The sequence below is a fragment of the Sporosarcina sp. P33 genome, assembly GCF_002077155.1.
GTDB lineage: Bacteria > Bacillota > Bacilli > Bacillales_A > Planococcaceae > Sporosarcina.
The window spans coordinates 1,775,349-1,794,551 of sequence record NZ_CP015027.1 but is presented as its reverse complement, the minus strand read 5'-3'; the positions used below and the strand labels follow the sequence as shown (position 1 = coordinate 1,794,551).

The window sequence follows — 19,203 nt, the reverse complement described above, 5'->3', positions numbered from 1 at the left end:
TATGTTCACTCCTTGCTAGTTTACTGCTTAACTAATATGCAAGAATCATGCCAATGAAACACGTTTTAGAAAGGTATGTCCAATTTGTGCATTTTATTGTAGAGGGTGGCACGGGTAATTTCCAGGTTTTTTGCGCACTGCAGTTTATTGCCGTTTGCCTTTTCCAGCTCCTGAACAATCAGCTTGCGTTCAAAATCCTTTACCTGTTCCGCGAACGGTGCACTTTCTGTCTGCACAGTTTTTGACGTACTGTTTACAGGCAGCGGGTGAGTGTGGTCCATGATTTCGGGAGGCAGGTCCTGGACATTGACGACGCCGTTATCGGAAAATACGACAAGCCGCTCAATCGTATTGCGGAGTTCCCGTATATTGCCGGGCCAGCTGTGCTGCAGAAGTGCCTGCATAACGGCTTGTGAAATACTGTTTATCTGCCGGTTATACTTAACAGAAAACTCATAAAGGAAGTAATGTGTCAGCTCGATGATATCTCCCGCCCGTTCACGCAGAGCAGGAATATTCACGTTGACAACGTTCAGACGGTAATATAAATCTTCTCTGAAAGTTCCTTCTCGCACGAGCTCCCGCAAGTCCCGGTTTGTAGCGGCAACAATGCGGAAATCTGCCTCAATCTCTTTCGTGCCGCCGACTGAATAGTATTTTCGTTCTTGAAGAACCCGCAGGAACTTCACCTGCATATCAAGCGGCATTTCTCCCACCTCGTCCAATAGAAGTGTGCCGCCTCTGGCCAACTCAATCTTTCCTTTTTTCCCCCGCTGGTCAGCACCAGAAAATGCCCCTTTTTCATAGCCAAATATTTCACTTTCAAACAAACTTTCAGGAATTGCTCCGCAGTTAATGGCGACGAATGGCGCGTTCTGCGGCTCTCTCAGATTATGGATCGCCTTGGCGAACAGTTCCTTTCCGACGCCGCTTTCTCCGTGCAGTAAGATGCTGGCATCCGTTGAAGCTGCTTTTTTAGTAATCTCCATTGTCTGTTTCAGCTTATCGCTATTCCCTTTTATATAATCAAACGGATTGTGGCTGGCTGCACTTTTTCGCACTTCTTCCTCGAGCAGGAACAGCTTTTCGGAAGTGGCGTACAGCTCGTCATTCATTCGGATCTGACTCGTTATATCAGTCTCTGATACGACAGCGCCGATGATACGATTCCTGTGATAAATAGGATTGGAGTTGATCAGTACCACAAGGTCTCTGCGGGCATGGTGCTGGGAGTGACGCACAGATGAGCCGTCCTTCAGCGTATGCAGAATCTCCAGATGCTTCGTATCAAAGAAGTCAGTTATAGGCTTGCCGATTACATCTTCTTCTTTAAGGGAGAATAATGATTCCGCACCTTTTGTCCAATATAATACATTGGCATCCTGGTCAATGACGGTGCATGATTCATCGATCGTATGAAGGACTGTCTGTAAATAAGCGAGCGTTTTTTCATGCTCTTCTATTAACTTATCAATAAAACGTTCCGCTTCGATATACCCTGTAATTTCACCGCGGGGGTCACGGCATAACAGTAAATCTGCGCAGGCAAATTTTTTGGACATTTCACTGGCTGGTATATCTATAGAAAGAATCGGTGCGTTTTCGTAAAACAGACCGCCATTGCGCAAGCGTATATGCCGGTAATGCTGTGAGTGCCGAATAAACAGCTGCGCAGACGGTGAACTTGCCATATGCGCTTTAATAATTTCTTCATTTGTATTTTCATCAAGGATAAGAAAGTCTTTTTTCATAATATCCTTGATGAAGTGGTGAACATATTTCAACATTTTAGTCACTCCGATGTCAGTATTTTATACAGTGTATATATTACTTTACACTTCTCATTTGGAAATTCAATAGTTTCAGCGAATTAATTTCTGACAATAAAATAGTTGGGGAACATTCTGTCAACAGTAAGCGCTCCCAAAGACTAAGGGTTTCACAGATTATAAATTGTCACATAACTGTTGAATTAAAAAGTTGGCACGGTTCTTGCATTATATAAAAGTGAATAGGCAATCGAGAGGAGGGTTTCTGTGGAAGGTATACAACACAGCGATATCGTAGTGATCGGCGGGGGAATTATGGGAGCTGCCATTGCGTACTACGGTTCCAAAGCAGGCTTGGAAATTACAGTGCTTGAAAAGAATGAACTGGCAAGTGGAACTTCCTCAAAATGTGACGGAAATATACTGGCAATCGATAAAGATCCGGGTTTTGACAGTCAAATGTCTTTAAAAAGCCAAGAACTGGTTCATCAATTAGATAAAGATCTTGAGCTTTCATTTGAATACCGTAATCCGGGAAGTATTTTAGTTTGTGAGAATGATGCCGAGATGGAAGCCGCAAATCAATGGGTATCCAAGCAGGTGGAAGCAGGCCTGAGCTTTAAGATGCTGGACCGTCAGGATCTGCGAAACGAATCGAAATACTTTGCAGATGATTTATACGGCGGATTGGAATGTAAGACGGATTCTACCGTTAACCCATATATGATGACATTTTCCATGTTTCACAGTGCTGAAAAACAAGGAGCGGTCATTCATAAAAATACAGAAGTAACAAGTATGTCACGGAATGCTTCAGGTGAGTTTTTATTGGAGACGACTAAAGGGCAATTTACTGCTAAACGTGTAGTGAACGCAGCTGGCGTCTGGGCGCCGCTGATTGGACAGATGCTGGATTTGGATATACCGATTGTGCCTCGAAAAGGGCAATTAATTGTTGCATCGAGACAACAGCCTGTCGGATTACGAAAAGTCATGGAGTTCGGTTACTTGATCTCGAAGTTTGGCGGCGAACGTTCTGTAGATCCGATGACCGAAAAGTATGGTGTGGCACTCGTCTTTGAACCGACGGAAGCGCAGAATTTCTTAATCGGCAGCAGCCGCGAATTTGTCGGTTTCAATACAAAAGTAGATTATAAAGTGATTCGTCAAATCGCTAAGCGTGCATTGCGCTTCTATCCGCAGATGGCTGACATGACCGTCATTCGTACATATGCTGGCTTACGTCCTTGGACAGAAGATCATTTGCCGATTATTTCCCGAGTAGAGCATATTCCTGGTTATTACATTGCGGCGGGACATGAAGGTGACGGAATCAGCTTAGCCGCAGTCACGGGGAAATTAATAGAAGAAATGCTGAATGATAAAGAAACCTGTATCCCGATTGAGCCGCTTCGTCTTGAGCGCTTCAGGCAGGGGGTGTTCCAGTGATGAGATATCAACGAGTGTTTACTACGCTGGATACACATACCGGCGGAAATCCGACACGTACGCTGCTGAGCGGCATGCCGCCATTACACGGCAATACGATGTCTGAAAAAATGCTTTATATGCAGAAAGAGTATGACTGGATACGGAAGTTTCTTATGAATGAACCGCGGGGACACGGTGTTATGTCAGGAGCTATCATGACGGATCCTTGTCACCCAGACGCGGATGTCGGTGTGATTTATATTGAAACAGGAGGCTACTTGCCGATGTGCGGGCATGATACGATCGGTTTTTGCACCGCGCTGATTGAAACGGGAATGGTGGAAGTCAAAGAGCCTTATACAATGATCAAAGTAGATACGCCGGCCGGTTTAGTGGATGTTACCGTAAAAGTGGAAGACGGCGTGGCGAAAGAAGTGACATTCGTCAATGTCCCTTCCTTCTTATTGAAGACTGTGGAGCTGGATGTGGAAGATGTGGGTCATGTCGTTTGTGAAATCGCTTACGGCGGTAACTTCTACGGCATTATTGATGCCCGGACACTGGACCTTCAGCTTACGGAAGATAATGGTGCAGCGCTCATCAGTAAAGGAATTAAGATACGGAACGCAATTAATGCAACACAGGAAATTGTTCATCCGGAATTTCCTTTTATTAATGGATTGACCCATATCGAATTCTACACCGATCCCACTCATCCTGACGCAGATCTGAAAAACACAGTGATTGTACCGCCCGGCGGCATTGACCGTTCACCGTGCGGCACAGGGACTTCTGCGAAGCTCGCAGCACTGCACAGTAAAAATGAGCTGAAAGTTGATGAACGGTTTGTTTACGAAAGCATTGTCGGGACGCTGTTTACAGCACGCATTGTAGAAGAAACAACGGTAGGCGGCGTTGCCGGAGTCATTCCTGAAGTAACCGGTTCTGCATGGATTATGGGAATGCACCGCTTTTACTACAACGAAAAAGATCCTTTGCGGGAAGGGTATCTTCTCATTCCGCCAATGGATCATTGAAGGTGGGAAAACTGAATGATTCTGCAAAAGATGTTTCGCACAATGGACACGCAAGTGTTTGGAGAAGCTTATCGCATAATTGTGCATTCGCCTTTTTATTTTGAAGGCCTGGATGTACAGAGTAATCAACAGAAGGTAGAAAGTCATTTTGAAGCAGAAAAGAATTTATTGTTGAATGAACCCCGCGGACATCGTGGAATGAACGGGTGTATCGTAGGTGCTTCAGCAGCAGCGGATTATCAATTATTGTTTCTTCATCATCAGGCAGCAATTGACTTTAAATACGAGGCCTTGCTTGCCGCTACAGCAGCATTGCTCGAAATAGGGCATTTGCAGCCGAGGGATAACGGACAATATACTGTTGAAACCATTCATGGCGTATGGCAAGTAAAAGCAGCGGCAAGGAAACAGGAAGTAACCGCTGTGACGATAGAAGTGGCTGAAGGGCAGACGGCGGAGAGTGAATCGGACGCTTCTTGTGTGGAGCTGCCGAGCGGTCACAGATTCTACGTGCATTCGTTGCCTGAATCGATTACGTCACTGCAATTGTCACAGCTGTCAGAGATTATGGAGTGGGGAGCAGCACAAGCAAACGCGCTGAAATCACAACAGATAGCTTTCGATGGCATCATCCTAAAAGAGCGGATAGCAGACGCATCCTATCGGTCAGTCACATTTGAGAAGGATGGTTATATCTTACGTTCACCGGGCATTGAAAGTTCAATTGCACTGGCAGTAGGTGAGGAACAGTCCGCAGAGTCATTATCTAATGAAAGCATTTTCGGCAGCAAGATCACGATTCATTCTGTGCCAGGCAAGAAAGGAATATTCTCGGTGGAGGGCGTGCCTTACGTAACAGGTTCTCATGAATTTATACTTGATCCTGAAGATCCATTACCAAAAGGATTTGTCCTAGCCTAAAACTGAATCTAGTAAAACCACAGGGGGTTTTAAAATGGAGAAGAGATTACCCAGCTTGGCCGAAGTATTGTTTGTGTTAATCGGATTTGGAGCAATTATGGTGACGTTTATCGTCGTCTTCGACATTTCCATTCATCTGGCGCTATTGACGACTTGGTTTCTGATCATAGGATTAGGATTGAAGATTGGCTACAGCTATAAGCAAATGCAAGACGGTTTATTAAATGGTGTAAATGATGGTCTGGAAGCTGTCATCGTTCTGACATCAGTCGGCGCATTGATAGGCACGTGGATTGCGGGCGGTATCGTTCCTTCCATTATCTATTACGGATTATCTGTCATTAACCCGAGTATTTTCTTAATGGCTGCTTTTATTATTTGTACGGTAACTTCGATTGCAACTGGTACATCATTTGGATCTGCAGGTACTGCCGGTATTGCCATGATGGCGATTGGCGCAAGTTTCGGATTCCCGCTGCCGCTCGTTGCAGGCGCCGTTATCTCAGGCTGTTATGTAGGGGATAAAATGTCGCCGCTTTCAGATACAACAGTTATGACCGCGTCGCTGTCAAAGGTTGATCTCATCGACCATATTAAGTCGATGTTTACGGTCGCACTGCCGGCGTGGCTGCTATCGGCTGTCTTGTTCTTAATTGTAGGATTCTTCTACAAAGGAAGCGGGGATTTATCGGCTGCATTGAACACCATGGATTCACTGGAAAAGTATTTCAATATTAGCTGGTATATGCTGATTCCGGCAGCGATAGTAATTTTGTTGCTGGTATTAAAAATGCCTTCCATTCCCGTTATTTTGTTTGGTGCATTTTTAGGAACAATCTGGGCGTTTCTATTCCAGGGCGCGACGTTCCTCGAAGCATTCAATATTATGTATGCGGGTAATACGATTGAATCGGGCGTTCCGTTTATTGATAATTTATTAAATCGCGGCGGAATTGTGTTTATGCTGGATGTCATCGCACTGATTATTTTTGCTCTAGGTGTAGGCGGTCTGATGGAGCGAATCGGTGTATTGCGTGCAGTAGGGAATTACCTTGGCAAATGGGCAAATAACCCTGGCAAGGCAACGGTAACAACGATGTTAGCCGGACTTCTCGGCAACGCATTCGGCGGCGCGTATGTTTCATTGATTACAGCTACTAAAATTACCGGCGACAACTACGATAAATTGAATATCGACCGCCGGGTGCTGTCGAGAAACTCCGAAGCAGGCGGAACCATCACTACGGCTATGGTTCCCTGGTCTGACGGCGGCGTATTTATGGCGGCTGCACTTGGAGTATCCACAATGAGTTATTTGCCATTCTTATGGTTTAACTTTTTAGTCATCATCATCTCGCTTATTTACGGGTTTACAGGCAAATTTATCTGGCGGACCCAGCCTGGCGAGCACACGCAAAAGCTTGAAAACGAAGCAAACAGCGTAAGTAACGTAAGTAAGGTAAGTGACGTAAGTAATGTAACTAACTAAAACAGTAATTGGAGGAATTTAAAATGACAGAAGTAAAAGGTATCTTTCCAGTATTGGTAACACCGATGTTAAATCAGACAGAGATTGATTGGGATGGTTTCCGTAATAATATTGAGCACTTTATCGGAGAGAACGTCAATGGGATTGCAATCAACGGAAGTACTGGCGAATTCGTCAGCTTAACAAAAGAAGAGCGTTTCAAGGCTGTAGAAGTAGCAGTAGAACAAATTAACGGCCGCGTTCCATTGATCGTCGGTACAGCAGCTGAAACAACTGCGGATGCTATTGAATACACACAGCAGGCAGAAAAAGCAGGTGCACATACTGCATTATTGATTAACTCTTATTATGCTCATCCAAAAGAAGATGAAATCTACGAGCATTTCAAAGCAGTCGCTGAATCTGTAAAAATCCCGGTTATGATCTACAACAACCCATTCACGTCAGGTGTAGACATTAGCACAGAAACGATTCTGCGCGTAGGACGTGATGTGGAAAACATTACGCATATTAAAGAATCCAGCGGCGGAATCGGTAAAGCACGTGACATCGCACGTCAGGGGGAAGGGTTCCTGAAAGTATTCTGCGGTTCAGAGGACTTGGCGATTGAATCATTCCTGGTCGGCGCAACAGGGTGGATTTCCGTTTCAGGAAACATCGTGCCAGGCCATGTTATGAAATTGTATAATGCGTTGCAAGAAGGAAATATGGAAGAAGCGTGGAAGCTGTACGATGAACTATTGCCTCTGTGCGAGTTCTTGGAAGGTTCAGGAAAATATGTACAGATCGCAAAACGCGCAATGGAGCTTAAGGGCTGTGCAGGAGGACCTTGCCGTCTGCCGCGTCTGCCTTTGACCGAAGAAGAGGATCAGAAACTAAAAGAATTGATGGATGGACTCGGTGTACTGAAAACAAAATTGGAGGTAGCATCTGATGCTGAAGTTAAATTATAATCTAAAACCTAAAGTGCAGGAATTTCTGCAAGATACAAAAGGTCTCTATATCAATGGCGAGTATGTAGAAGCGAAAAGCGGGAAAACGTTTAACGTAGTTGATCCGGCAACAGAAGAGGTCATCGCAACCGTCAGCGAAGCGCAGCCTGAAGATGTCGACGCTGCAGTGGAAGCTGCCCGTAAAGCATTCGATGAAGGTGAATGGACGAAGATGGATGCGGCGACACGTTCTCACTTGATCTATAAATTTGCGGACCTGCTTGACGAGAACCGCGAAGAACTGGCGCAGCTTGAAGCATTGGACAACGGTAAGCCTTACGAAGTGGCTCTGGCTGATGATGTGGACGGCACAGTACAGCACTTCCGTTACTATGCAGGATGGGCAACGAAGATTACTGGACAAACGGTTCAAGTGTCACCTGATTACCTCAACTATATCGTGCATGAGCCGGTAGGAGTGGTAGGCCAGGTAATCCCTTGGAACTTCCCGCTTGCGATGGCTGCATGGAAACTTGGGTCTGCACTTGCGGTTGGCTGTACAGTAGTCATTAAACCGGCAAGTGAAACGCCGCTGTCATTGCTGTATGCAGCGCGCCTGTTCAAAGAAGCCGGCTTCCCTGACGGCGTTGTTAACGTATTGCCGGGTGCCGGAAGCGTCGCGGGCAATGCTTTGATCACACACGAAAAAGTAGACAAGGTGGCATTCACAGGATCTACTGCAGTAGGCAAGCAAGTCATGAAATCTGCAGCGGATCAGATGAAAGGAATAACACTGGAGCTTGGCGGGAAATCACCGTCCATCGTATTGGAAGATGCCGACGTAGAAGAAGCAATTGAAGGCGTATTTGCAGGAACTATGTATAACCATGGACAAAACTGCAGTGCGTGTACACGTGCGTATATCCACCGAAGCCTGTACGATCAGTTTGTCGAAGCATTAGCTGATAAGGCGAAAGCGCTAAAAATCGGACCGGGAATGGATCCATCAACGGAGATGGGCCCGCTTGTATCTGCGAAGCAGCAGAAAACGGTATTGGATTATATTGCAAAAGGTAAAGAAGAAGGTGCGCGTCTTGTAGCTGGCGGTGAAAAAGGGCATGACAAAGGATTCTTTGTACAGCCGACAGTATTTGCGGATGTGGAAGATGATATGACAATTGCGCGAGAAGAAATTTTCGGCCCTGTCTTGTCTCTATTCGTCTTCGATACAGTAGAAGAAGCAATTCAGCGCGCTAACGACAGCGAGTATGGATTGGCTGCGAGCGTATGGACAGAAAATGTCAAAAAAGCGCATTATATCGCAAGCAAGTTACAGTCCGGTACTGTCTGGATCAACGACTTTGGCCTTGAGTGGGAAACTATGCCGTTCGGCGGTTATAAGCAATCCGGTATTGGCCGCGAAATGGGCGGAGAATACGGCTTGGCGAACTACACAGAAGTAAAAAGTGTATTTGTAAATATGAAGCAATAACATGCAGAACCTGTCCGGAAGATCAGCACGATCTTCCGGACGGGTTCTTTTTTGTGTTGCATAATTTGTTTTCATAAGTATGCCGTTTGTTGGTATATACTATAAGAAACAGCGCAGAAGGGGATTTGAGGAAGTTGGAGTTACTTGTAACGTTCGGGATTCTTGGAATCACAGTCCTATTATTTATGATCAATAAATTACGTGCGGATTTGGTCGCCATTTTGGCATTGCTGGCATTATTGCGTCACCGGCTAACTTAATTGTCTCTCAGCTGCTCGTGGATCATGATTTTGAGAAGCTCAGCTTATTTCAGATATCACGGATAGGAATCATTGGCGTAATGGTGGGGTCATCTACCTTTGTTTCATACGAAATCAAATCGTGCCGAAAGGGATGCGGGCCGCGAAAGGCAAGGCATCTCATCCGCTTTTGCCAGTTCATCAGTAATACATGCAACCGCGGTGTTATTTGTGCCCATTGCGATGACGGCTGCGCTCAGTATTGACGTAAATAAGCATGCGTTTTTGATCGCAGTTGCAGTAGAGGGGCGGGTATGTCATTTGCAACGCCTGTGGCTTCCCTTGCAAACGCGCTGCTCATGACGGCAACCGTGCGTGAATAAAAATAAAACAATCCCTCTGCCAAATTTGCGCAGAGGGGGTAGCAGTTTATTTAAACATAGAAACTTTCTTCAGCATTGCGCAAACCGGAATGGCAATTGCGATTCCCACTGCACATTGGACCAAGTCTCCCGGAATGGAAGCGAGGGGAATAATTAAGCTGTGGTAAAGAATACTTTCTCCAATATAGTAGCCTGCAATGGTCAATGGAATAGAAACTAGCATTGCCAGCAGGTTGAACGTAAAGCTTGTTCCTTTGTGGCCATTCGACCAGGCAATTTTTCCGACGATGTAGCCTTGCAATCCGCGGGTTATGATGGTAATCGGTGCCCATAACGCCCAGCCGCTGACTAAATCGAACAAGCCCATGCCAACAGCCCCTGCAATCATACCTTTCTTAGGACCGAATAAAATAGATACGATAAATAACATGGAAGTGCCGAGGTGGATCAGTCCGCCATTTCCCAGCGGAAGCTTAATATTAAGTAAGATCGTCGCAACGAACACGAGTGATGCAAGCATGGAAGTCAGTATTAAGTCGAACGTCTTTGTCCGTTGAGCCGTATATTGATGTGTATTTTGCATTGTCTAAACCTTCCTAACATTGTGGGATTTATATGTTTAGAATATAGCGAATCTGATACTTTAAAAAGAGTCAATATACGATAAAGTTTAGGGGTCAGATTATCTCCCATTCATCGCAGTGATTAGAAACTAACCCAATATGCCCTTTATATTCAGATAAGAAGAAAATTGGACCCTCAATAATATGAAAAACCCTCTGACTTCCTGCAAAATCAGAGGGTTTTCTGCATGGTTTTCGATACGCCATCGTCAGTATCATGCGATATGTACAATTAGATACGACAGCACGTCGCTGGAATGTTTACTTTCTTCGTTTGAGGGGAATGTACTTCATTAGTATATCGATCAAGAAATTGTCAATGAAAATATAACAGCAATAATAGATGTACAGCACGACGGCAAATTCATCATAGCTGAAGACGTTATGTGCGGTGCAGACCGCTTTTAGCCAAGAACTCACTTGCGGCTGCAGAGGATCGCGGCGGATTATGAAAGTGTGTATTTCGTCGGGAGCGAAGCATGTTTTTACAGAAGTACTGATCATTCTCCTTTCCACACGCATCGCGAAAGAAGAATTATTGCATAATGACAAAGTATTTAATTTTTGGCAACGTGAAAGGAGAATCTGTATGCAAAAAAATCAACAATCGACGATCGCTTCCGATTATACCTATTGCGAAGACATCATTAAAAATCATTCGAAAAATATATATTACGCACTGTCCAATCTGCCGAAAGACAAAGCGCAGGCGGTCTATGCCATTTACGCGTTTTGCCGCATTGCAGAAGATTGTGTGCTTAAAAATAGAACAAGCAGTTTACAATTTGCGGCCCTGGATCAGCTGGCAAATGAATTGGACCGTTTTGCAGCAGGCCAAGAGGCTGATCGTCCGCTATGGCGGGCTTTGCGTGAAGTATTCAATCGCTTTACTATGGATATACAGCCATTTTATGAACAGCTGACAGGACAGCGTATGAGTATCTATTTTAAAACACCGTCCAATCTCCGGTCTTTGGAAGTTTACAGTAAATACGCAGCGGGTTCTGTCGGGAAGATGATGCTGCCGATTATTGCGGGCAGCGCAACGTCCGATTTGAACGATGCGGCAGAAGATCTTGGAATCGCGATGCAATTGACGCATATTCTTCGTAATGTTGGAAAAGACTACCGCGAAAAGGGCCGCATTTATTTACCGAAAGAAGAGATGGAAAGGTACGGATACAGCGAGCTTTCCCTATCGGAAGGGCAGATTACGAAAAGCTTTGTGGAGATGTGGGAGCATTTGGCGCAGCATGCGGAGTTTCTGTACGACAACGTTGCTCAGCGTATAGGAGAAATTGATGAAGACAGCCGTTTTGCTGTTCTTTTATCAGTGCATGTTTGTCAGGGAATCTTGAACAGCGTGAGAAAAAGAGGGTATGATTGTATTAACCACAAGAATTATGTGTCAACAGTTGAAATTGCGAAGTTAGTTTCCGAAAGGGGCTATCAGTTATGACTTCGCTTTTGATATGACGCTCCCATTTCAAAGAAGATGCATATCGTCCGATGGTGATCCATGAACTTCAGGATGCGCATATCAAATTATGTACATATTCCTCGTTTAAAAAGGCTATTCAATTCATCACGATAAGTTTTTGTAGTAAGATGTATGTATTGGGTACTGTATGATAACACAGCCTGATAGATCGACCATTTGACGCAAAGGAACCGGCGGCTGCCGGATTCTTTGCGCTTTTTATCGTTGACGCAGTTTTTTCACGGCTATAAATCCAATAGAGACTGCAATGAGAAGCAAGCAAATGATGACGGATGTGATAATAGCAGGATATTCCCCATTAAATCCATTTGCCGAAGTGTGTTTCGAATAAATTCCGTAATATGCCCAAACAAGCACTAGAGCGTAGGCGATATCCTGTCTGCGGACAGCAGTGATGATTCCGATAGCGGCTCCTAAGAATACAATAATGATAGTCCACGTGACGTCAGATATACCAAAGCCCGACCAGTCAATCGAGACGAGAAATGCCGTGATATTTGCGATAGTTGCAATCGTAATCCATCCAAAGTAGATACTGAAAGGAAGTTTAATGAAAAACACTTCTCTGCTAGTGAGGGAAGCATAACTCGTAATGGCAGTGATTTTGATCAATGTCAGCAGCAGTAGTAACATAACGATAACGGAGAATAAAAGGTATTCATAATGCCACAGGAAAATCCAGGAAGCATTTAATGCTGAAGAAATAATGAAGAAAATCCCCACTTGGCGCAGAAGTTCGGGATTCTTTCTCTTTTGGAACAGCCCCAGCTGATAGATCACGTGGCCTAGCAATAAGAGATAAATCAGGCTCCAAATAGAAAACGTAAATCCCGCAGGCGCAAATAAATTTCCGTACTTATCCGACAGTTCACCCGTTGTTTGGCCGTTAAGCGGCAGAATATTGGCTAATGCATTGGCGGTGATCATAATTGCGTAGGTGATGAAGATGGCTGCACGTAAAAATACAGAAGTTTTGTCTGACTTCATGTTTTCACCTCATTTATTAGTAGAGTGTATTGCGTTCATTAGGTAACTATTCCTGATTTACAGGCTGCTGAAACATTTACCGTCGGCGGCACAAAATAGCAAGAAGCGTCATTCGTACCATTGTAATTGGTGGTATAATGGATCCAAAATGGACAGGTAACAGAGTGGAGATGAAGTAAGTGAAGAAAATTGTACATGTTGTAGGAGCGGTAATTGAAAATAAGCAAGGTGAAGTTCTGGCTGCACTTCGCAGTCCTGTAATGACTTTGCCGAACTACTGGGAGTTCCCGGGCGGAAAAATAGAAGAAGGTGAAACGCGTCAGGAAGCACTTCAGCGGGAGATACAGGAAGAGCTTGGCTGCAGAATTCAAGTGGGGGAAGCTGTGGAAGATACGACATATGAGTATGAGAAGGTAATAGTCCGTTTAGAGACATTTATGGCGGCCATTGTCGAAGGTACGCCAGCAGCGGCAGAACATGCAGAATTGCGCTGGGTTGCAAGAGATCAGTTGGCTGCACTGGACTGGGCACCTGCTGATATCCCGGCAATTGAAAAGCTGACAAACTGATGGCATTAGAAAAAGGGGTGGCTGTTTATTGGGAAACTTTATTCGTCAACTGGAAGCTTCTTTGCAAAAAGGTTTTGTGAATAAGGAAACTAAACAGAGTGGAAGTTATAAACCGGAACTGCTGGTGAACAGTTCCCGAGAAAATAAAACGGTGCTGTCTTCCATACAGGACGAGCTTCGTCATTGCGAGGAATTTCTATTCTCTGTGGCATTTATCACGGAAAGTGGACTGGCTGCGCTAAAGTCTTTATTTTACGATCTGCATAAACGCGGCGTAACAGGCAGAATCATTACATCTACTTATTTGTATTTTAATCAGCCGAAAGTATTCCGCGAGCTTTTGAATATTCCCAATGTGCAGGTCCGGCTTACGGAAAAAGAGGGTTTTCATTCAAAAGGTTATATTTTCCGGCAGGGGGACCAGTACTCATTAATTGTGGGGAGTTCCAATTTGACAGCCCATGCGCTGCAAGTGAACTATGAATGGAATGTAAAGCTGACATCCCATCGCGATGGTGAAATCATCCATCACTTCAAAGATCAATTTGAAGAAGTATGGACAGATGCGAATATGCTGACCCATGAATGGATTTCCCATTATGAAGTTCTTTATCGGCAGAATGCGGAGCGCGAAAGAGCTGTACAAGTCCGGGAGCATCCGTCTGCTTATCAAACGAATGCGATTGAAGAGGCTCTTGAAATTACGCCAAATAAGATGCAGCGAGCCGCGCTTGCTAACATTCAAGCGGTTCGAGACAACGGCGAGAACAAAGGATTGGTCATATCAGCAACAGGTACAGGGAAGACATATCTTTCTGCTTTCGATGTGCGGAAATTCGCACCCAAACGCATGCTGTTCATTGTCCACCGCGAACAAATTCTGAAGAAAGCCATGCAGGATTTCAAGCGTGTCCTAGGCGGGATTGACGAAGACTTCGGTCTGTATGTAGGCGCCAATCGCCAGACGGATAAAAAATATGTCTTTGCCAGTATTCAAACGTTATCTAAACCCGAAAATCTAAAGGACTTTGAACCGTCAGATTTTGACTATATTTTAATAGATGAAGTACATAAAGCAGGTGCTGCCAGCTATTTGCGTGTTATTGATTTTTTCACGCCGAAATTCCTTATGGGAATGACTGCCACGCCTGAGCGGACAGATGACTTTAATATATATGAGCTTTTCGACTACAATATCGCGTATGAAATCAGGCTTCAGGAAGCGCTTGAAGAAGACATGTTATGTCCATTCCATTACTTTGGAGTGTCTGACTTTGAATGGGATGGCGAGCTGGTTGGAGACCATACGCTTCTCTCAAAATTAGTAACCAATGAACGTGTTGACCATATTATCGACAAGCTTACCTACTATAGTCACGCTGGCGAAAAAGTGAGAGGCTTGATGTTTTGCAGCCGCAAAGAAGAAGCGCATGAATTATCAAAAGAGATGAATATACGCGGTTACAGAACAGCTGCTTTGACGGGCGATGATTCCTACGTTGAACGGATGCGAAGGGTCAGCCAGCTGGAAGACGGCGAACTCGATTACATTCTAACCGTAGATATTTTTAATGAAGGAATTGATATACCAAGCATTAACCAGGTCGTAATGCTGAGACAAACACAATCCAGCATCATTTTCATCCAACAGTTAGGGCGGGGGCTGCGTAAGGATCAAGATAAACCTTTCGTGACTGTCATAGACTTCATCGGCAACTATACAAATAACTACTTGATTCCCATCGCATTGTCCGGCGACCGGTCAATGAATAAAGATAATGTGCGCCGCAGCATGAAAGATACCAGTTATATTAAAGGAGTCTCAACGATCAATTTTGAGGAAGTCGCACAAAAACGTATTTTTTCAGCTATTAACAGCAGTAATCTGACATCCTTAAAAATTTTGAGAGATGCTTATCAGAATTTGAAGAACAAGGTGGGAAGAGTTCCGTACCTCTACGATTTCATCGAGCAGAACTCGATTGATCCGGTTGTCATTATAGATAAGCACAACAGTTATTTTAACTTCCTTCAGCGGATGAAGGAAGAAGACATTCCACTGATCTCCCCCTACGAGAATCAAGTGCTGACGATGTTTTCAATGGAACTGGTTAATGGCAAGCGGATACATGAAGTCGTATTGGCAGAGCTTCTGATTGCTAAAGGAAGCGTTCATCTGGATGAGTTTGTCAGCGAGCTGGAAACGGCAGGGTGCCAAGTGGATCCGGATACCATTGAGTCTGTTATGCGGGTTTACGATTTATCGTTTTTCACTCAAAATGCGCAGAAGAAATATGGAGGCCAAGCGATTATCACGATGGATCAACAACAAGTCTTCACATTCAATGAAAAGATTCAGAAGAGTGTGAACAGCAATTCGTATGCACTTTTTCTGTTGACTGACGTGCTGCGCAGTGCGAAGGAGAAATCTAAAGCTTACGACTGGTCCAGTAAATTGACGCTGCATGCCAAGTATTCACGTAAAGATGTATGTAAGCTGTTGAATTGGAAAGCGGATGAAAGTTCGACTATGTACGGTTATAAAACGAAGCATGGGACTTGCCCGGTATTCGTTACGTATCATAAGCACGGCGAAGTAGAAGCGAGTGTGGATTACGGAGATGAATTCATAAGTCCAGAGGTATTTAAATGGTATACACGCAGTAACCGCACACTGCGATCAAATGAAGTTCAAACGATTATCCAGTCAAAAGAAAAAAACATTGACATTCACTTGTTTGTGAAGAAGGATGATGACGAAGGTACAGACTTTTATTATTTAGGCAAAGGAATACCAGATCAACAAAGCGTGGCAGAAGACTGCATGTCGGATGATAAAGGCAAACGTCTGCCTGTCGTCCATATGAATATGATAATGGAACATCCGGTAGAAACTAAACTCTATGACTATTTGATAGAAGCATAAAACCCCCGCGAGTAAGATCTCGCGGGGTTCGTTCATTCACATTCGCATCGGTACGTCTCTGAACAAGGAGAACATGAAGGGCATCTTTTATCATTATTTTCCTCATGGGATGGAGGAGATGGCTTTCTTTTACGGCATGTGCAAGATTTTTTACATGTACACTTGCCGCGGCAAGTACAGCCTTTCCTGCATTCACATTTCCGTTTTGCTTTGCGGCTTGTGCAAGTGCAAATGGTTTTGCATTCACACTTCCGGCCAACTACTTCAAATGAACGCATCATATCATGATCTTCATGCTCTAAAATATGACAATGGAGCATATAACGGCCAGTGAACGGGGCAAAGCGCATAATAACGCGAGTTACATACCCCGGCGGAGACTGGACTACATCTTTCCAGCCGCGTTCATTTTCAGCGGGCGGTTCAGCCGGTCCGGTGAATTCAAGTAAACCATTCGCCGTAAAGCCTTGGGCGTCAAACGGAATGCGGTCGAGAATTTGGAACTGTATGAGATGAATATGCAGCGGATGTGTGGCGCCTGCCGTATTGATGAATCGCCAAATCTCTGTATCATTCAGTTTAGGTTTGAAATCGATTCGTTCCATGAATCCTCTATTGCCGAGAAGGAACTTAAGACGGCCATACTCATCGATGTCCGCGTCCAACGTAATATCCCTTGTCACGGTAGCATCACATTCACGCAGTTTTGGTATTTTACTGAGTGTGGCCGGTACTTTGCTCGTATCAGGCCCTATCGATTCAATCACGCGGAACTGCATGATCTGTCCGTCCGTTTCTGGGTCAGGTACATTGCCTATCGGCGGCGGAAAATCAAATGGCGTGGCTGCCGTGTTTTCCATTACAATCGTATCGCCCGGATTCATTTTGGAGAAATCGACGACGACATCCATCCGCTCAGCAGGTCCAATCGTTAATTCATTCATAAATACCGGCTTTTCCATTAATCCGCCGTCTGAACCAATTTGAATAAATTTCGTGCCGTTAGATAAATGGATTCGATAAAAACGTTCATTAGAGGCATTTAATATGCGGAATCGATATTTACGCGGCTCTACTTCGAAATACGGCCAGACTTTACCGTTTACTGTGATGTTTTCAAACGCCTCGCCAGGCGTGACAGATGGATGCGGGAAAGTCAGTCCGGGCTGCACAGGACCAGGCCTGACGTTTGTTGTATCAGAATAGAAAAGAGAGCCGTCATCATTAAATCCGCGGTCTGCGATAATCAGCGGAACTTCATACGCGCCGGACGGAAGGTTTAATCTGCGCTCTTCCTCGTCTCGAATAATATACATTCCAACGAGTCCTGCGTAGACATTCAAACGTGTAATACCGACCGCATGATCATGATACCAAAGTGTGGCGGCCCGCTGATTATTATTATATTTATAGACCGGCGAATCGAATAAAGCTCCGACTGTATGATAATTATTTGTAAACCATGCTTCCGGGTGACCATCACTTTCAGGCTCTACTTCTGCACCGTGTAAATGCACGACAGTCCGAACGTCAGGCATATGCTCGCTTGAACCATGCAGCGTACGGTCGATTGGCAAGAAGTGTTTGTCGGGCAGCTCATTCTTCCATTTGATGTGCGCACATTCCCCGCTGTTGACACTGACCAAAGGTCCCGGAAACTGTCCTTCGTAGCCCCATATCTTCGTAGGGGGTAATTCGGAGTGGAAACTATGTTCAAATTCCTTCATTCCGATTTCATAATAGGTGTAACACTTATGCCTCTCCATGGCTTTCAGGTATTGAGGAATAGGTAACGCATCCATAAATGGTGTTAACTTCAATTCATCGCGTCCTTCCGTTAATTTTTACCACCTGAACCAGTAGATGCATGAATCGGGGTAATTATAACCACAAATAAATTCTGAACCGCCATGCTTCTTAGAAATATCACAGATGACCATTTTTGCGTTATGATATAACATGACAAAAGTGCTTTTAGAACATCGGGAGAGGAAGGTTTTACATGTGAAGACCTATACAGCAAAGAGAAAGCTATTAATCGAATACATATGGGTTATCGCCGGCTCGGTTCTGGTTGGACTGGCTTTTAATATATTTTTCCTTCCTGCAAGACTTGCTGCAGGCGGTGTATCAGGAATCAGTACGATTCTTTATGGACTGTATGGATTTGAACCAGCCTTTGTTCAGTGGCTCATCAATATTCCGATTTTTTTCATTGGATTGGTGCTTCTCGGTAAGGATTTTAGTCTGAAAACTTTGGTTGGTACATTTTTCGTGCCGCTTACGATCTGGCTGTCTGCAGACATTCCATCAACCATCGACAATCCGTTATTGGCCGCTATCTATGGAGGGATTATGCTGGGAGTCGGACTGGGTATAGTCTATCGGGGGAATGGGTCGACAGGCGGTCTTGCCACAGTCGCGCAGATCGTTAAGAAGTATACGGGTCTGTCGAGCGGCTATGCGCAAATGCTTGTGGACGGACTGGTCGTCATTGCTTCTGCTTTGGTCTTCAGCTTAGAATTAGCGCTGTTTGCGATGATGGCGATTTTTGTCACAAGTAAAGTGATCGACTTCGTTCAGCTCCAGACATCCCCTTCTAAGTTAGTATTGATTATTACAGATAATGAAGAACGTATTCAGACGATTATTAAAGAAGAAATTGACAGGGGATTGACCAAAGTGCGATCAGTCGGCGGGTTCTCCAATCAGGAGAAGACCATGATTTTATGTGTAGTAGAGCAGCCAGAAGCCATTTACTTAAAAAGAGTGCTGCAAGAGGAAGAGCCGCATTCATTTGTCGTGTTCCTGAATGCATCGGAAATTTTGGGAAGAGGATTTTCTCTGTCGAAAGTTTAATGAAAAAGCTATCCTGAACGTCATATTCAGGATAGCTTTTATAAT

The 19,203-nt window shown here is 44.5% G+C and carries 15 protein-coding genes; 11 read left to right on the top strand and 4 right to left on the bottom strand.

All coding sequences use genetic code 11. The features are described 5' to 3' along the window. Positions 1-65: 65 nt before the first annotated feature. On the bottom strand, positions 66-1,787 hold the full coding sequence (locus tag SporoP33_RS09000) for a sigma-54 interaction domain-containing protein (RefSeq protein WP_081243401.1): 1,722 nt from the start codon (positions 1,785-1,787) through the stop codon (positions 66-68). 297 nt (positions 1,788-2,084) lie between these two features. Here SporoP33_RS09000 and SporoP33_RS08995 point away from each other — a divergent pair, with 297 nt between their 5' ends. From SporoP33_RS08995 to SporoP33_RS16465, 7 genes are all read left to right on the top strand, one after another. Beyond that, entirely contained in the window at positions 2,085-3,218 is a 1,134-nt protein-coding gene (locus SporoP33_RS08995) for an NAD(P)/FAD-dependent oxidoreductase (protein WP_369821974.1), read from the top strand. Continuing rightward, positions 3,218-4,237, top strand: a complete 1,020-nt coding sequence (locus SporoP33_RS08990) for a proline racemase family protein (protein ID WP_081243400.1) — start codon at positions 3,218-3,220, stop codon at positions 4,235-4,237. The genes SporoP33_RS08995 and SporoP33_RS08990 overlap by 1 nt, the downstream gene beginning before the upstream one ends. 15 nt (positions 4,238-4,252) lie before the next feature. Then, positions 4,253-5,158: a proline racemase family protein gene (locus tag SporoP33_RS08985; RefSeq protein WP_081243399.1), complete on the top strand. Its 906-nt coding sequence runs from the start codon at positions 4,253-4,255 to the stop codon at positions 5,156-5,158. A gap of 34 nt (positions 5,159-5,192) precedes the next feature. Further along, positions 5,193-6,647 carry a Na+/H+ antiporter NhaC gene (gene nhaC / locus SporoP33_RS08980; RefSeq protein ID WP_081243398.1) on the top strand — a complete coding sequence of 485 codons (1,455 nt, stop codon included), beginning with the start codon at positions 5,193-5,195 and terminating at the stop codon, positions 6,645-6,647. Between the two features lie 23 nt (positions 6,648-6,670). Then, entirely contained in the window at positions 6,671-7,600 is a 930-nt protein-coding gene (gene dapA / locus SporoP33_RS08975; RefSeq protein WP_081243397.1) for a 4-hydroxy-tetrahydrodipicolinate synthase, read from the top strand. Beyond that, positions 7,581-9,071, top strand: coding sequence for an aldehyde dehydrogenase family protein (locus SporoP33_RS08970; RefSeq protein ID WP_081243396.1), 1,491 nt, complete (start codon positions 7,581-7,583; stop codon positions 9,069-9,071). Before dapA ends, SporoP33_RS08970 begins: the two co-directional genes overlap by 20 nt. 134 nt (positions 9,072-9,205) lie before the next feature. After that, entirely contained in the window at positions 9,206-9,331 is a 126-nt protein-coding gene (locus SporoP33_RS16465) for a hypothetical protein (RefSeq protein ID WP_255363012.1), read from the top strand. A 408-nt stretch (positions 9,332-9,739) separates the two neighbouring features. Here the strand turns inward: SporoP33_RS16465 and SporoP33_RS08960 are convergent, their stop codons facing one another. Further along, complete coding sequence (locus SporoP33_RS08960; RefSeq protein WP_081243394.1) at positions 9,740-10,276, bottom strand: ECF transporter S component; 537 nt, start codon at positions 10,274-10,276, stop codon at positions 9,740-9,742. A 629-nt stretch (positions 10,277-10,905) separates the two neighbouring features. On the opposite strand from SporoP33_RS08960, the gene SporoP33_RS08955 reads away from it, so the two are divergent. Then, complete coding sequence (locus tag SporoP33_RS08955; RefSeq protein ID WP_081244811.1) at positions 10,906-11,775, top strand: phytoene/squalene synthase family protein; 870 nt, start codon at positions 10,906-10,908, stop codon at positions 11,773-11,775. A gap of 240 nt (positions 11,776-12,015) precedes the next feature. Here the strand turns inward: SporoP33_RS08955 and SporoP33_RS08950 are convergent, their stop codons facing one another. Beyond that, entirely contained in the window at positions 12,016-12,804 is a 789-nt protein-coding gene (locus SporoP33_RS08950) for a lantibiotic ABC transporter permease (protein WP_081243393.1), read from the bottom strand. A gap of 179 nt (positions 12,805-12,983) precedes the next feature. On the opposite strand from SporoP33_RS08950, the gene SporoP33_RS08945 reads away from it, so the two are divergent. After that, on the top strand, positions 12,984-13,373 hold the full coding sequence (locus SporoP33_RS08945) for a (deoxy)nucleoside triphosphate pyrophosphohydrolase (protein WP_081243392.1): 390 nt from the start codon (positions 12,984-12,986) through the stop codon (positions 13,371-13,373). A gap of 28 nt (positions 13,374-13,401) precedes the next feature. Further along, positions 13,402-16,299 carry a DEAD/DEAH box helicase gene (locus SporoP33_RS08940; protein ID WP_081243391.1) on the top strand — a complete coding sequence of 966 codons (2,898 nt, stop codon included), beginning with the start codon at positions 13,402-13,404 and terminating at the stop codon, positions 16,297-16,299. Positions 16,300-16,331: 32 nt separating this feature from the next. Here the strand turns inward: SporoP33_RS08940 and SporoP33_RS08935 are convergent, their stop codons facing one another. Further along, positions 16,332-18,119: a multicopper oxidase family protein gene (locus SporoP33_RS08935; protein WP_081243390.1), complete on the bottom strand. Its 1,788-nt coding sequence runs from the start codon at positions 18,117-18,119 to the stop codon at positions 16,332-16,334. Positions 18,120-18,303: 184 nt separating this feature from the next. Between SporoP33_RS08935 and SporoP33_RS08930 the strand changes: the two genes are divergently transcribed. After that, the gene (locus SporoP33_RS08930; protein WP_231293224.1) at positions 18,304-19,158 is read left to right on the top strand and encodes a YitT family protein; all 855 of its coding nucleotides are present in this window, start codon (positions 18,304-18,306) and stop codon (positions 19,156-19,158) included. The last annotated feature ends 45 nt before the right edge of the window (positions 19,159-19,203 follow it).

Excerpts from the sequence above, each read along its gene's own strand:
- SporoP33_RS09000 (WP_081243401.1), bottom strand. The coding sequence starts at position 1,787 with ATGTTGAAATATGTTCACCACTTCATCAAGGATATTATGAAAAAAGAC.
- SporoP33_RS08995 (WP_369821974.1), top strand. The coding sequence starts at position 2,085 with ATGGGAGCTGCCATTGCGTACTACGGTTCCAAAGCAGGCTTGGAAATT.
- SporoP33_RS08990 (WP_081243400.1), top strand. The coding sequence starts at position 3,218 with ATGAGATATCAACGAGTGTTTACTACGCTGGATACACATACCGGCGGA.
- SporoP33_RS08985 (WP_081243399.1), top strand. The coding sequence starts at position 4,253 with ATGATTCTGCAAAAGATGTTTCGCACAATGGACACGCAAGTGTTTGGA.
- nhaC (WP_081243398.1), top strand. The coding sequence starts at position 5,193 with ATGGAGAAGAGATTACCCAGCTTGGCCGAAGTATTGTTTGTGTTAATC.
- dapA (WP_081243397.1), top strand. The coding sequence starts at position 6,671 with ATGACAGAAGTAAAAGGTATCTTTCCAGTATTGGTAACACCGATGTTA.
- SporoP33_RS08970 (WP_081243396.1), top strand. The coding sequence starts at position 7,581 with ATGCTGAAGTTAAATTATAATCTAAAACCTAAAGTGCAGGAATTTCTG.
- SporoP33_RS08960 (WP_081243394.1), bottom strand. The coding sequence starts at position 10,276 with ATGCAAAATACACATCAATATACGGCTCAACGGACAAAGACGTTCGAC.
- SporoP33_RS08955 (WP_081244811.1), top strand. The coding sequence starts at position 10,906 with ATGCAAAAAAATCAACAATCGACGATCGCTTCCGATTATACCTATTGC.
- SporoP33_RS08950 (WP_081243393.1), bottom strand. The coding sequence starts at position 12,804 with ATGAAGTCAGACAAAACTTCTGTATTTTTACGTGCAGCCATCTTCATC.